Below are 14,212 nucleotides of genomic sequence, written 5' to 3'. Positions count from 1 at the left end.
ATCAAAATAAAATCATAAATGGATTTCACTATTACAGACAGAAAATCCATTCAGGTCAAACGAAAGTCGTTGATACAGGAACGACAGAAAATGGAGGAACAAAAAATGGAACTTGAAGCTTTAAGAAAAGACATGGTAGCAGCAATGAAGGCCAAAGATAAGGTAACAAAGGAAGCAGTTTCCGCACTGATCGCAGCAGTAAAAAAAGCTGCCATTGATGAGGGATGCCGTGATGACATCAAAGGAGAGCTTGTAGACAAAGTTATCCTGAAAGAGCTGAAAACAGCAAAAGAGCAGATCGACACCTGCCCTGCAGAACGTACAGATCTGAAAGAGGAGTATCAGGCAAGATATGATATCATTGCGAAATATGCTCCGAAGCAGATGGATGAAGCAGAGATCAAGGCTTATATCGAGGAGAAATTTGCAGATGTTCTGGCAACAGGAAATAAAGGCCAGATCATGAAGGCAGTTATGGGAGATCTGAAGGGAAAGGCAGACGGCAAGCTGATCAATCAGGTAGTTGCCGGATATTGTAAATAAAATAATAGTACAAAGAATCCCGCCGGATCAGTCATAAATGACGGACCCGGCGGGAATGCTGTTTATATAGAGATCATATATTATAACCTTTTTTACGCGCGCCGCACCTCGGAATGGTCTCACAGACGTTACCTTTACAGTTAACTCAGCCCAGGCACCCTCACGGCACACAAGAGCTTCTGCTTAGTGCTGCTGCATTCCTGCCCTGACACGGTTCACAGATTCCTGTTGCGTAAGACCCAGACGTCAACGCCACTTATAAAGGGCTGCTCTGCAAGATACAAGCCTCAGATTGGCATCACCCCTGCTGTAGCGGATTGCAGGTACAGGGCACCGCTATCTCCCCGGCTGCGCGGAATTTAATTATAGACTCTGAAACCAGATTTGTCAAGGTACAGACCGAAATAAATCAGTTCATATTAAGTGTACAGTACTGTACCGCCCCGTTTTTGGTGTTGCGAAGGGTGAAGCTGATATAGGCGGACTGCTTCGCGGAAAGGTTTCCGATACGGAGCATGGAAGAAGAAGCCCCGCTATTAGGAGCGTTGTAATTGGTACTATACTGTGTATGGGTCCGGTTGTTGTTGAAAGAAACGCCTGTGATCTTCCAGCCATTTGCAGCGGTGCATTTCATGACAGCATTCTTCTGTGCCTTGTTGGCGTAACGAAAGGCGTTATGACCGGATCTTTTGAATTTTCCGGCAAGATTGCCTTTTACACCTGTGATGGAGACGGATTTCAACGGGTTGACATAACGAAGCACCTTGATGGTGGAAGTATAGGTTTTGTTTCCGACCTTGAAGGAAATCTTTCCGGTTCCGGGCTTTTTAACGGCAAAACCGATATTGTAGAAATGATCGGAGTGAGTGTACGGTTTTGCACCCTTGCGGAAAGCCTCCGTGGTACTTTTGAATCTGCTGGAACCGAAGTAATCCAGTGCGATCACAGATCCTCCGCTGACTACTTTAACATTGGATTTGAGAATGTTCTGTTTAGCAGGAATATTGCTGATCGAGATCTCATCGTATCCCAGGTCCTTTCCGGATGTGGGCATATAAACGATCCGGGTTTTGGAATAATTGATCGCTGCACTGGCGGCGAGAGGAGTCATGGCGCATACCATGGCTGCGGCTAATAAAGCGCAGGATAGTTTTTTGAGAAATTTTTTCATAGGACTCTCCTTTCTAGATGAAAATTTTCTGTAAACATACGAAAGTTACTGATAATTTTATTTTACGATGAGATACAGGTAAAGTCAATCAATACACTCGCTGTTTTCGTGCTTTTTTGGCTATTGTACACTGCCTGAAAATGCTTTATAATATTATATTGTGTAAAACTCTGTGAAAAGAGAGGATACAGTAGTTGTTCTGCAGAAATACGTCAGGTGGAATATCTGTCTTATATGCAGACAGCAACAAATAAAATGTGCACATAAGAGGGCACAGAATGGAGGACGCTATGATTAAAAGAATCGGTCTGCTGACAAGCGGTGGTGACTGTCAGGCACTGAACGCAACCATGAGAGGCGTTGTAAAGGGTCTGAGCAACAGCGTTGAGAACCTTGAGGTTTATGGATTTGATGACGGATATAAGGGACTGATCTACGGGAAATACCGTATGCTTACAGCCAGGGACTTTTCCGGAATCCTGACTCAGGGCGGAACTATTCTCGGAACATCCAGACAGCCATTCAAACTGATGCGGGTTCCGGATGAGAAGGGACTGGACAAGGTTGAGGCCATGAAACAGACTTACTATAAGCTCTGTCTTGACTGTCTTGTGATCCTCGGCGGAAACGGAACGCAGAAAACCGCCAATCTTCTCCGCGAGGAAGGCCTGAATATCATCCATCTTCCGAAGACCATTGATAATGATATCTGGGGTACAGATATGACCTTTGGCTTCCAGAGCGCTCTGGAGATCGCAACAAATGCCATTGACTGCATCCATACAACAGCTGCATCTCATGGACGTGTATTTATTGTTGAGATCATGGGACATAAGGTCGGAAGCCTTACACTGAATGCCGGTGTTGCAGGCGGAGCAGATGTGATCCTGATCCCGGAGATCCCATACGATATCAATAAGGTTGTAGAAGCCATCCAGAAGCGTAACAAGGCAGGCAAGCGTTTTACCATTCTTGCAGTAGCTGAGGGAGCTATCTCAAAAGAAGATGCAGAGCTTCCGAAGAAAAAATACAAAGAAAAGCTTGCGGAAAGAGCGAAAAAATATCCGTCTGTATCCTATGAGATCGCAGACCAGATCCAGCAGGTGACCGGAAGTGAGGTACGTATCACAGTTCCGGGACATATGCAGCGAGGCGGAGAGCCATGTGCATATGACCGCGTTCTTTCCACAAGGATCGGTGCCGGTGCAGCGCAGGCGATCATGGATGAGGAATACGGTGTTATGATCGGTGTCATCAACGGCAAGATCAAGAGGGTTCCTCTTGCTGAATGCGCAGGCAAGCTGAAGATGGTATCTCCAAAGGATCAGCTTGTAAAAGCAGCCAAACAGATCGGAATCAGTTTTGGCGATTAATGAATTATGAGTCATCTGGCCGCCGCGGGAGTCTTTCCGCGGCGACTGTGGCGAAGAGAAGGAGAGTTTTATGAGTTATACTGCTCTTTACCGTAAATTTCGTCCCGACAATTTTGACGATGTAAAAGGACAGGATCATATTGTGACAACACTGACCAACCAGATCAAGGCGAACCGTATCGGACACGCATACCTGTTCTGCGGAACGCGTGGTACCGGAAAAACTACGGTTGCAAAGATCCTGGCGAAGGCAGTAAACTGTGAACATCCTGTAAATGGCAGCCCCTGCAATGAATGTGCCATGTGCAAGGCCATTCAGGCGGGAACTGCCATGAATGTGATCGAAATCGATGCAGCCTCCAACAACGGTGTTGATAACATCCGTGAGATCCGTGAGGAAGTGGCTTATCGTCCAACAGAGGGTAAATACAAGGTTTATATCATCGATGAGGTGCATATGCTCTCAACAGGTGCATTTAATGCTCTTCTGAAAACATTGGAGGAGCCGCCTTCTTATGTTATTTTTATCCTGGCAACTACAGAGGCCCACAAGATACCGATCACAATACTGTCCAGATGTCAGCGCTATGACTTTCACCGGATATCCATTGATACCATTGCTGCCAGACTTTCCGAGCTTCTGACAGCAGAAGGGGTGGAAGCAGAGGAGAAGGCTGTACGCTATGTGGCAAAAAAAGGCGACGGGTCCATGCGAGATGCCCTGAGTCTTCTGGATCAGTGTATTTCCTTTTATCTGGGACAGGTGCTTACTTATGATAAAGTCCTGGATGTTCTGGGAGCTGTGGATACAGAGGTATTCAGCAGACTTCTCCGAAAGGTTCTTTCCGGCGATGTGACAGGTTCCATCCATGTGCTGGAGGACCTGATCACAGGCGGCCGGGAGCTGGGACAGTTTGTATCAGATTTTACCTGGTATATGCGAAATCTTCTGCTTGTGAAGACTTCCGAAAATCCGGAGGAAGCCATTGATGTTTCTTCTGAGAATCTGAAGCTTCTGAAGGAAGAGAGCGGGATGACAGATGTGGAGACGCTGATGCGTTACATTCGTATTTTTTCCGATCTGTCCAATCAGATCCGTTTTGCAAGCCAGAAGCGTGTATTGGTGGAAATCGCACTGATCAAGCTGTGCAGACCGGCCATGGAGACAAATCTGGACTCTGTTCTTGACAGGCTTCGTGTCCTGGAAAAGCAGATGGAGGAACGGCCTGTGCAGCAGGTGATCGTTCGGGAGAGCGAGGCCGGTGGAGCCGGGGAACCGGGGGCGGCAGTGACCGGTACAGCAACGGTACAGCAGCAGAAACCACAGAAGGCAGCTCCTGAGGATCTTCAGAAGATCGTGGCAGGCTGGCGTGCCATCGTGGGTCAGACTACCGGACTTTTCAAGCAGTCCCTGCAGCGTGCAGTCCCCAAGTATAACGGAGAAACAGGAGATCCCATCCTTTATGTGGAATTCCAGGATTTTCTGGGGATGAATTATGTAGACAATCCGGAGGCGAAGAAAGAGCTTCAGGACATTATTGCTGCCCGGACAGGCAAAAGCGTGGAGATACATATGCTGGTAGCCAACAAACATCAGCACACCAATCTCGCGCAGATCACAGTAGACGATGCACTTCGGGAGAATATCCACATGGATATCGTAGTGGAAGAAGACCCGGATGAGGAGTCATAAATCCGTAAACAAAAAACAGGAGGAAAGTATTATGGCAAAAAGAGGTGGATTTCCTGGCATGGGTATGCCGGGAAACATGAATAATCTTATGAAACAGGCGCAGAAAATGCAGCGTCAGATGGAAGAAAACCAGAAAGCTCTTGAGGAAAAAGAGTTTACAGCAACAGTAGGCGGCGGAGCTGTTTCCGTTACAGTTTCCGGTAAACGTGAAATAACAAAGGTCACACTTTCCGAGGAAGCGGTAGATCCGGATGATATCGAGATGCTTGAGGACATGATCGCGGCAGCAACAAATGAGGCGCTCCGTCAGGTTGAGTCCGAGTCAGCAGCAGTGATGTCCAAACTCACAGGCGGCCTTGGCGGTCTTGGCGGAGGTCTTCCTTTCTGATGGAATATTACAGCAGCCATATCAATAAACTTATTGAGCAGCTTTCCCATCTTCCGGGGATCGGAGCCAAATCTGCCCAGCGTCTTGCATTTCATATCATGAATATGCCGAAGGACCAGGTGGAGCAGCTGACCGCCTCCATTACCGATGCAAGGCAGAATGTTCAGTACTGTAAGTGCTGTTACACGCTGACAGATCAGGAGCTTTGTCCGATCTGCGCCAATCCCAAAAGGGATCACAGCACGATCATGGTGGTTGAGAATACTAGGGATCTGGCAGCATATGAGAAAACAGGTAAATTTGACGGTGTATATCATGTACTTCATGGTGCGATCTCCCCGATGCTTGGGATCGGGCCGGATGATATCAAACTGAAGGAACTGATGAAGCGCCTTCAGGGGGATGTAAAGGAAGTTATTGTGGCAACCAATTCCAGTCTTGAAGGCGAAACGACAGCTATGTACATCAGTAAGCTGATCAAACCGACCGGGATCAAAGTAAGCCGTATCGCCAGCGGAGTTCCGGTGGGCGGTGATCTGGAGTATATTGATGAGGTGACACTTCTCCGGGCACTGGAAGGAAGAGTGGAACTATAACCGGATCAGGTGAAAAATTCCCTGAGGGATTGCAAAAAGTGATAAGCAGCCAGGAAATTTCCCCAGATTATAAAGGAGGTGAGACTGGTGGCAAAAAAGAAAGCAACCTCATCGGATGTGGCAGCACGCGCAGGAGTTTCCCAGGCAACGGTATCCATGGTGCTGAACCGGAAATATAATGTTTCTTTTTCGAGAGAAACTGTGGAGCGGGTGGAGCAGGCGGCCAGAGAGCTTGGCTATGAGCTTCCCGGACGTCGGAAACACAAAGCTGACAGAAAAGAAAAGCTGATCGTTGTTTTCTGCCCCACACTCACCAGTCCCTATTATGTACTGTTGCTTCAGGGGATCGAGGCTGTGGCCAATGAGCAGGGATATGGGGTATTTATCTGCAACACCCAGCGCGATGCGGGGCTGGAAGAAAAATATCTCCGTATGATGCAGACCATGCGGCCGGCAGGGATCATCTATACCTGCAATCCTCATCCGGATTTCCAGCATCAGGTAGAAAAGATCGCAAAAGAAACACCGCTGGTCATCATCAGCAACAAGGAAAAAACAACCACGGTAGATGCTATCAATCAGGACAACACAGTGGTAGGAAGGCTGATGGCCAGACATCTTCTTGATCTGGGGCACACGGATGTGGCATTTATCACGCCGCCTCTTACCAGACGGCAGTGGCAGCGCTCCAAGCGTGTGGAGGGCTTTGTCCGCGAGTTTGAAAAAGAGGGAAAAAAAGATCATGTGCTCATCAAGGCGGCAGATGAATCCAATGACAGAAAGATCCCGCGGATGGATTCCGAGTATGCCATGGGCTACGAACTGACCATGGAGCTTCTCCAGGAAGGACAGAAATTTACGGCTATCGCAGGACAGAATGACATGATGGCTATAGGCGCCATTGATGCGCTGCATGAAATGAGGATACACGTTCCGAAGGATGTTTCTGTCATAGGGTGCGACAATATTTTTTATTCCGGCATCCGCAGGATCTCCCTGACAACCATTGATCATTTTGTTGCGCTGAAGGGAAGAGATGCCTGTGACATCATCATCCGTAAGATCGACATGAATGATAAATTTTACCTGGATGAAAGACCTGCCAGCCTGTATAATATCGAATATACCCCGAAGCTGATCACGCGCCGCACGACGGGGTATGCAAGACTGGACAGAAACCAGTCTGATGAACAGAAAAATAAATAATAGCGCAAAAATTATTAATAATAATATATAGAGAGAGTTTCCATGACACATTTGAATAGAAACCTTGTTAGCTACGATAATTACGGCGATATTCGAATTGAGGAAAATGGAAAGAAGCTGTTTTGAGTGAAAAAATTGACAGACACTATTAATAAAATGTTATTTTATTAATAGAATATTTATTAATAAAAAACAGGTGTCTTGACCCCCGCAATGAGTTTGTTATAATGGAATCATCAAGAAAAAGAACGAACGTAAACAGGAGGAAAAAACAATGAAATTTTTTATCGACACAGCTAAAGTAGAGGATATCAGAGAAGCAAATGACATGGGAGTTATCTGTGGAGTTACAACAAACCCGTCTCTGATCGCCAAAGAAGGAAGAGACTTCAACGAGGTGATCAAAGAGATCACAACGATCGTTGACGGACCGATCAGTGGTGAGGTTAAAGCTACCACAACAGATGCTGAGGGAATGATCCGTGAGGGACGTGAGATCGCAGCGATCCATCCGAACATGGTTGTTAAGATTCCTATGACAACAGAGGGACTGAAGGCAGTTAAGGTTCTTTCCTCTGAGGGGATCAAGACAAACGTTACTCTGATCTTTTCTGCTAACCAGGCACTTCTTGCAGCAAGAGCAGGTGCTACATATGTATCTCCGTTCCTTGGAAGACTGGATGACATCTCCACAGATGGCGTTGAGCTGATCCAGCAGATCGCTGAGATGTTTGCAGTTGCAGATATCCCGACAGAGATCATCGCAGCAAGCGTTCGTCATCCAATGCATGTAACTGCATGTGCACTTGCAGGCGCAGATATCGCTACGGTACCGTTCAAGGTAATTGAGCAGATGACACATCATCCGTTGACAGATGCAGGTATCGCTAAATTCCAGGCTGATTACAAGGCAGTATTCGGTGAGTGATCGAAACCTCTTTTATATACAAATTCCCTGTGAACAGCAGGGCACTAAAAAGGAGACATTTATAACATGGATAAGTTAGAACTTCAGAAAGTTGCCAACGAAGTCCGCAAGGATATCGTAACAGCAGTCCATGCAGCAAAGGCCGGCCATCCGGGCGGATCCCTTTCTGCAGCAGACGTGTTCACCTATTTATATTTTGAAGAGATGAACATCGATCCGAAGGATCCTAAGAAGGCAGACCGTGACCGCTTTGTCCTTTCCAAAGGACATACAGCACCGGGACTCTATTCTGTACTTGCAGAGAGAGGATATTTTCCAAAAGAGGATCTGAAAACACTTCGTCATCTGGGCTCCTATCTTCAGGGACATCCGGATATGAAGCATATTCCGGGCGTTGATATGTCCAGTGGTTCTCTTGGTCAGGGAATCTCTGCAGCAGCAGGTATGGCTCTTTCTGCCAAACTCAGTAATGATGACTATCGAGTATATACTCTGCTGGGTGATGGTGAGATCGAGGAAGGCCAGGTGTGGGAGGCAGCTATGTTCGCAGGCTTCCGTAAACTGGACAACCTGGTTGTGATCGTAGATAACAATGGACTTCAGATCGATGGTGACATTGCAGATGTATGCTCCCCGTATCCGATCGACAAGAAATTTGAAGCTTTCAATTTCCATGTGATCAATGTTGCGGACGGCAACGATATGGATCAGCTGAAGGCTGCTTTTGATGAGGCAAGAGCTACAAAGGGTATGCCGACAGCTATCATCATGAAAACAGTAAAAGGTAAAGGCGTTTCCTACATGGAGAACGCAGTAGGCTGGCACGGAAAAGCTCCGAATGATGAGCAGTATGCACAGGCAATGGAAGATCTGGAGAAGGTAGGTGAAGCATTATGTCAGAAGTAAAGAAAATCGCAACGAGAGCAAGCTACGGCAGTGCCCTCATAGAATTAGGAAAAAAACACGAGGATCTTATCGTTCTTGACGCTGACCTTGCTGCAGCTACACAGACAGGTATGTTTAAAAAAGAATTCCCGGAGCGTCACATTGACTGCGGTATCGCAGAGTGCAACATGATGGGTATTGCAGCAGGAATCGCTTCCACAGGTAAGGTTCCCTTTGCAAGTACTTTTGCAATGTTTGCAGCAGGACGTGCTTATGAGCAGGTTCGTAACTCCATCGGATATCCGAAGCTGAATGTAAAGATCGGAGCAACTCACGGCGGTATTTCTGTAGGTGAAGACGGCGCCACACATCAGTGCCTGGAGGATTTTGCCCTGATGAGAGTGATTCCGGGCATGGTCGTTGCAAGTCCTTCTGATGATATCGAAGCAAAAGCTATGGTTGCTGCTGCTTACGAGCATCAGGGACCGGTATACATGAGATTCGGACGTCTTGCTGTTCCGGTTATCAATGACAGACCGGATTATAAATTTGAGCTTGGTAAGGGCATCGTTCTCCGCGAGGGAAAAGATCTTACCATCATCGCAAACGGACTTTGCGTTGCACCGGCTCTTGAAGCAGCTGAGAAGCTTGCAGCAGACGGAATCGATGCAAAAGTGATCAATATCCATACCATCAAGCCTCTGGATGAGGACCTTGTTGTTGCAGCTGCCAAAGAAACCGGCAAGGTTGTAACTGTTGAGGAGCATTCCATCATCGGCGGTCTTGGCGGAGCTGTATGCGAGTGCCTGGCTGAGAAGGCACCGGTACCGGTTAAACGTATCGGAATCCATGATGTATTCGGTGAGTCCGGTCCGGCATTAGAGCTTCTTCATAAATACGGTCTCGATGCAGAGGGTATCTATAAGCAGATCAAGGAGTTCGCATAATCAAGATCAACAGGGGATAAGTCTGTTTCTGCAGGAAGTATCTTAAGGATCCCGCAGGCGATCACATCTGCAAGTGCTACCACGGTGGAGAGCCGGGTAGTCTGCAGGGTAAGCTGCTCCATGATTCCGGCAGTATTTACAATGCCGGTGATATGGATGTCCCCTACAGGTGGAAGATCTTTCTGAACACCAGCACCTGGGTAAAGTGCACCATTTCCAATGGTCACATAGCCCAGGTGTTTTTTTTGTCCAAGAGAAGCATCTATGGCGATTACAAGGGCGTGTGGATGAAGCCTTGTGATAAGCGATGAAGTTTTTTCCAGGTTCAGGGCATGGACCGGGCAGGAAAGAGTGCCGTAGACAAAGATATGTCCGGTTTCATGAGGATGAAGAAGGTGTCCGATATATGGGCCTAAACAATCTCCGGTAACACGATCACTGCCAATGCATAAAAATACGATCTCAGTCCATTTTTTAGGACAGTGAAGAATGCATTTTTTCAGAAGATAAGCAATCTCGCCGGATGAACCGCTTTTTCCGGCATCAATGTAAAAAGCCATGAGAAACCTCGATTCTTTTTTCACTCTATCATATCCTGAAAAAAGGAAAAATATGCATGGTGCGGAATCTGTCGCTAAATTCTGTGGACAGACTCTTACATTCTGCTAAAATCCGCATTTTTACTGTGCTATGCTTGGACAGAAGGAGTGATATGAGATGATAGAAGTCATTTATAAGGAGGACACAACAGAACAGGAAGCCGCACAGGAATCGTTTTCCATGCCTAGAAATGTAAGGCAGATCGGGCTGGCGAACGGAGATTACAGGATTTATATAGAAGATTATGTATACACATTTCTCTGCAGCCTGGCAGAAGATGAAAAGCCGGAAGGCCAGGGAAGTGTGGCGGTACTTACAGGTGAAATTCAATGGACTGCAGATATGACCTGTATTTTTATAAAAGGTGCCATTGCAGCAGACGGCATGGAGGCTGCGGCAGAACATATTGACTTTTCGGAAAAACTCTGGCAGAAACTGCAGGAGGATAAGGATCAGTATTTTCCGGAGCAGGAGATCGTGGGATGGTTTTTTGCACAGCCTCAGATAGCAATGGAGATCACGGAGCTTTTTGTGAAAGTACATCTCAGACATTTCGGAGGGGAAAAGATCCTGATGCTGATGGATCCTGGAGAACGGGAGGATGCCTTTTTCCGTTATGATGGCGGCATGATGGCAAAACTGAGCGGGTATTATATTTATTATGAGAAAAATTCTCAGATGCAGACGTATATGATCGAACGCAGCCAGAAAGAGGGCGGAGAAGCATCCGAGGAAGTGGAGGACAGGGCTGTCAGAAATTTCAGAAAGATCATAGACAGTAAAAATCCGGAGGAACGGGGAGAAGAGAAAACTTCTGTTTTTTCTTATGCGGCTACGGTGTGTCTGGCACTGGCAGTTCTTGTGGCTGGAGTGGGCTTTTATCGGAATCAGCAGAAAAAAACAGAGGTTCCGGAAGATTATCGCGCCGCTTCTGCTTCGGTGGTGCAGATAACACCTGCAGTAACAGAACCGGTGCGGAGTGTATCGGTTTCGCCAAAGGCGGTGCAGACGCAGAAACCGGTGCAGACACAAAAACCGGTACAGACGCAGGAAGCTGTGCGGGGAACTCCGGTCCCGACGGAAACCACGCAGAAAAGAGAAAAAATCTCAATAACACCAGAACCTCGAAGTTCAAAAAAACAGTCTGTTTCAGAAGCAACGCAAAAAAAGGATAATAAAACAGAAGAGAAAAAAACAGAAGAGACTTCAGTGGCTGCAGAAAATCCAAGGGAAACTTATGTGATCCGCCCGGGAGACACCTTGTATCAGATCAGTCTGAACCGCTATGGCACTGTAGAGGCGATGGAACAGATCTGTGCATTAAACGGAATTTCTGCCAATGAGATCATTTATCCCGGGCAGGTAATTGTACTACCCTGATGGAGTGTGCTATAATAACTGGAAAACCAATTACAAAATAAAATACTTAAGGTAAGGGATACAGTTGTGAATATCATAAAAAAAATACAGAAAAAACAAAAGCGCAAAAAGCTGATGAGGCAAAAAGCCAGGCTTGCACAGGAACATGCTGCACAAGAAGGCGCTCACTACGGGAGAACTTCTCATCGCCGAAGGATTTCAAGAAAGGGGAAAAAGGTGATCACAGCGGCAGTGATCGCTGCTGCAGTCTGCCTGGTTTTTCTCTATGCAGAAAAAAGAAGCTATCACAGCTATAAAGTATTAAATACAAGCGAACAGGAAGATGTTGTGTCCACACAGTATGTGGACATGGATGGAGATATCCTGAGATACAGTCCGGATGGAGTATCTGTTGTGGACAACAGCATGAATACGATCTGGAATGAAACCTATACAATGCAGAATCCTATTGCAGATGTGAATGGAAGCAGGGCGGTTGTTGCAGACAGCGAGGGAACATCGCTTTATATCTGCGACAAAAAAGGTGTGACCGGAACTGTAACAACATCTTATGCTATTGTAAAAGTGCGGATCGCATCGAATGGAATGGTTGCAGTGATCCTGGACAATGATGATAATACCTGGATCAATTTTTATAATCCGGATGGCAGTCTGGTCGCGGAAAATCTGACTAAGATCGATGATCCGGGATATCCCATGGATGTAGCAGTGTCTGATAACGGAGTGATGATGGTAACATTCCAGTATGTTGATGGAAGCAAGACTACCAGCTATGTGGCATTTTATAATTATGGGGATGTAGGGCAGAATGAGGATGATCGGATCGTAAGTGGTTATACCTATGAGAATGTAGTGATCCCGCAGGTGGAATGTATCAGTGACAGTAAGTATATTGCTTTGCGAGATGATGGATTTTCTACTTACCAGGGAAGCCAGATTCCTAAAGAAAGCAAAACAGTCAATGTAAAACAGGAGATCGTAAGTACATTTTTCAGTGATGACAGGATTGGCCTGGTATTTAAAAACAATAATAAAGATGATCTGTATACAATGGAAGTCTATAGTATGAGCGGACAGCTGAAATTCCGTAAAAATTTCAATATTCCATATACGACTATAAAAATGAGCGGAGATAATATCATCATGTATAACAGCTCGCAGATCTGCGTGATGAACAACCGTGGCGTACAGAAATATGCCGGAAATGTAGATGGAACGATCCGGGATTTCTTTAAGATCGGATGGAATAAATATCTTATGGTACTGGATACAGGCGTCAGCACCATAAAATTCAGTTAAGGGGGCAGATATGAACTGGACATGGCTTGGACTGGCTGTGCTGGTCCTGCTTGCCTTTTCCATGGTGGATGGATACAGGCATGGCTTTGTAAAAGAAGTAGTATCTGCATTGCTTGTTCTGATCTCCGTTGCTCTGGTATGGCTGATCAATCCTTATGTGAATCAGTTCATACGTGAGAATACGTCTGTTTATGAAAAAATCCAGACTGCCAGCGGATCATTTGTGGATTCTCTGGCAGATGGAAAAGAAACCATGGATGAGGAGGAACAGAAGGCGTTGATCAGCAGTATGGATATTCCGGATCTCCTCCAGAAGGGGATAACAGAAAATAATACGGCATTGGTGTATCAATATCTGGCGGTTAATACATTTGCAGGGTATATTTCCGGATATCTGGCCAATGTAGCAGTGAACTGTCTTTCTTTTTTGGTATCATACATACTTTCCTCAATCCTGATCCATGTGCTGGCGTATGCCATGGATCTCCTGGCAAGATTGCCGGTCATCCGTGGGATCAACAAAATAGCCGGCGCCGTAGTAGGAGGCATGAAGTGTATTGTTTTTGTATGGGTCGGAATGCTGGTACTTACGATTTTATGCAACACGGAAATAGGGCAAAAGGGTCTGGGACTGATCCGGGGTGATACAGTACTGGATTTTCTTTATGATAAAAATATTTTTATCCGTATTTTTACAGGAATATTTTATGGTGGGTAAAAGAAACCGCATTTTGCAGACGAAAAAGCACCAGGATACAGGTGGTGACCATGTCTGTGAAATGCGGTTTTTGGCGAAAAAATACGTTTTTCAGAAAAAAATGAAATTTATGTAAAAAACATGTTGACAGGTAATGGAAAAAATGCTATTCTATCAGAGTTGTTAGGAACAAATTGTTTTTAAGAAACAGATAAATACATCTGCTTTCAGAAAAATAAAAAAGTAGTTGACAAAAGACAGAAGATATGATAAAGTATCCAAGTCGTCAACAAAACGACAACAAAATCTTAACTCAAAAATGTTTGAAAAAAACTTAAAAAAGTGCTTGACAAACAAAAAGAGATGAGATAAAATAAATGAGCTGTCTGAGAGACAGACACAACAAACCTTGATAACTAAACAGTGAAACACATACGATTCTCGAAAATTTCTTTACATTTAAAGAACGGTTTAAACAAACCAAAAGCAGTAAAAACGAGAGATAG

General features: G+C 45.7%; 14 protein-coding genes and 1 other RNA gene. 12 read left to right on the top strand and 3 right to left on the bottom strand.

Going from position 1 to position 14,212, the window contains the following annotated elements:
- The first annotated feature begins 105 nt into the window (after positions 1-105).
- Positions 106-543 (top strand): GatB/YqeY domain-containing protein, encoded by a 438-nt coding sequence (locus NCY57_RS02575; protein ID WP_022426683.1) that lies wholly within the window; start codon positions 106-108, stop codon positions 541-543.
- Positions 544-637: 94 nt separating this feature from the next.
- Here the strand turns inward: NCY57_RS02575 and ffs are convergent.
- Positions 638-899, bottom strand: an RNA gene (gene ffs / locus NCY57_RS02570) — signal recognition particle sRNA large type.
- Between the two features lie 53 nt (positions 900-952).
- Positions 953-1,714, bottom strand: coding sequence for a hypothetical protein (locus tag NCY57_RS02565; protein ID WP_250789450.1), 762 nt, complete (start codon positions 1,712-1,714; stop codon positions 953-955).
- A gap of 290 nt (positions 1,715-2,004) precedes the next feature.
- Here NCY57_RS02565 and NCY57_RS02560 point away from each other — a divergent pair, with 290 nt between their 5' ends.
- The 8 genes from NCY57_RS02560 (at position 2,005) to NCY57_RS02525 (ending at position 9,730) form a co-directional block, all read left to right on the top strand.
- Positions 2,005-3,087, top strand: a complete 1,083-nt coding sequence (locus tag NCY57_RS02560) for a 6-phosphofructokinase (RefSeq protein ID WP_021977972.1) — start codon at positions 2,005-2,007, stop codon at positions 3,085-3,087.
- 70 nt (positions 3,088-3,157) lie between these two features.
- Positions 3,158-4,780, top strand: a complete 1,623-nt coding sequence (dnaX, locus tag NCY57_RS02555) for a DNA polymerase III subunit gamma/tau (RefSeq protein WP_092072216.1) — start codon at positions 3,158-3,160, stop codon at positions 4,778-4,780.
- Between the two features lie 31 nt (positions 4,781-4,811).
- A complete protein-coding gene (locus NCY57_RS02550) occupies positions 4,812-5,168 on the top strand; it encodes a YbaB/EbfC family nucleoid-associated protein (RefSeq protein ID WP_015525666.1) in 357 nt (118 codons plus the stop codon).
- Complete coding sequence (recR, locus tag NCY57_RS02545) at positions 5,168-5,764, top strand: recombination mediator RecR (protein ID WP_015525667.1); 597 nt, start codon at positions 5,168-5,170, stop codon at positions 5,762-5,764. Before NCY57_RS02550 ends, recR begins: the two co-directional genes overlap by 1 nt.
- 87 nt (positions 5,765-5,851) lie before the next feature.
- Positions 5,852-6,970, top strand: coding sequence for a LacI family DNA-binding transcriptional regulator (locus NCY57_RS02540; RefSeq protein WP_059086187.1), 1,119 nt, complete (start codon positions 5,852-5,854; stop codon positions 6,968-6,970).
- A 274-nt stretch (positions 6,971-7,244) separates the two neighbouring features.
- Positions 7,245-7,898: a fructose-6-phosphate aldolase gene (gene fsa, locus NCY57_RS02535; RefSeq protein ID WP_015525668.1), complete on the top strand. Its 654-nt coding sequence runs from the start codon at positions 7,245-7,247 to the stop codon at positions 7,896-7,898.
- A gap of 66 nt (positions 7,899-7,964) precedes the next feature.
- Complete coding sequence (locus tag NCY57_RS02530; RefSeq protein ID WP_015525669.1) at positions 7,965-8,804, top strand: transketolase; 840 nt, start codon at positions 7,965-7,967, stop codon at positions 8,802-8,804.
- On the top strand, positions 8,792-9,730 hold the full coding sequence (locus tag NCY57_RS02525; RefSeq protein ID WP_015525670.1) for a transketolase family protein: 939 nt from the start codon (positions 8,792-8,794) through the stop codon (positions 9,728-9,730). Before NCY57_RS02530 ends, NCY57_RS02525 begins: the two co-directional genes overlap by 13 nt.
- Here NCY57_RS02525 and yyaC read toward each other — a convergent pair.
- Positions 9,703-10,290, bottom strand: coding sequence for a spore protease YyaC (gene yyaC / locus NCY57_RS02520; protein WP_114001482.1), 588 nt, complete (start codon positions 10,288-10,290; stop codon positions 9,703-9,705). The genes NCY57_RS02525 and yyaC overlap by 28 nt on opposite strands.
- 157 nt (positions 10,291-10,447) lie before the next feature.
- Between yyaC and NCY57_RS02515 the strand changes: the two genes are divergently transcribed.
- The 3 genes from NCY57_RS02515 (at position 10,448) to NCY57_RS02505 (ending at position 13,727) form a co-directional block, all read left to right on the top strand.
- The gene (locus NCY57_RS02515) at positions 10,448-11,710 is read left to right on the top strand and encodes a LysM peptidoglycan-binding domain-containing protein (RefSeq protein ID WP_250789449.1); all 1,263 of its coding nucleotides are present in this window, start codon (positions 10,448-10,450) and stop codon (positions 11,708-11,710) included.
- Positions 11,711-11,776: 66 nt separating this feature from the next.
- Complete coding sequence (locus NCY57_RS02510) at positions 11,777-13,009, top strand: DUF5711 family protein (protein ID WP_250789448.1); 1,233 nt, start codon at positions 11,777-11,779, stop codon at positions 13,007-13,009.
- Positions 13,010-13,019: 10 nt separating this feature from the next.
- The gene (locus NCY57_RS02505) at positions 13,020-13,727 is read left to right on the top strand and encodes a CvpA family protein (RefSeq protein WP_021650939.1); all 708 of its coding nucleotides are present in this window, start codon (positions 13,020-13,022) and stop codon (positions 13,725-13,727) included.
- Positions 13,728-14,212 lie beyond the last annotated feature (485 nt).

This window comes from Blautia sp. MB18-30, from assembly GCF_023669475.1.
Classification (GTDB): Bacteria; Bacillota; Clostridia; order Lachnospirales; family Lachnospiraceae; genus Blautia_A; species Blautia_A fusiformis.
Note: the sequence above shows the minus strand (reverse complement) of the source record. Positions and strands in the feature narration are given on the sequence as shown.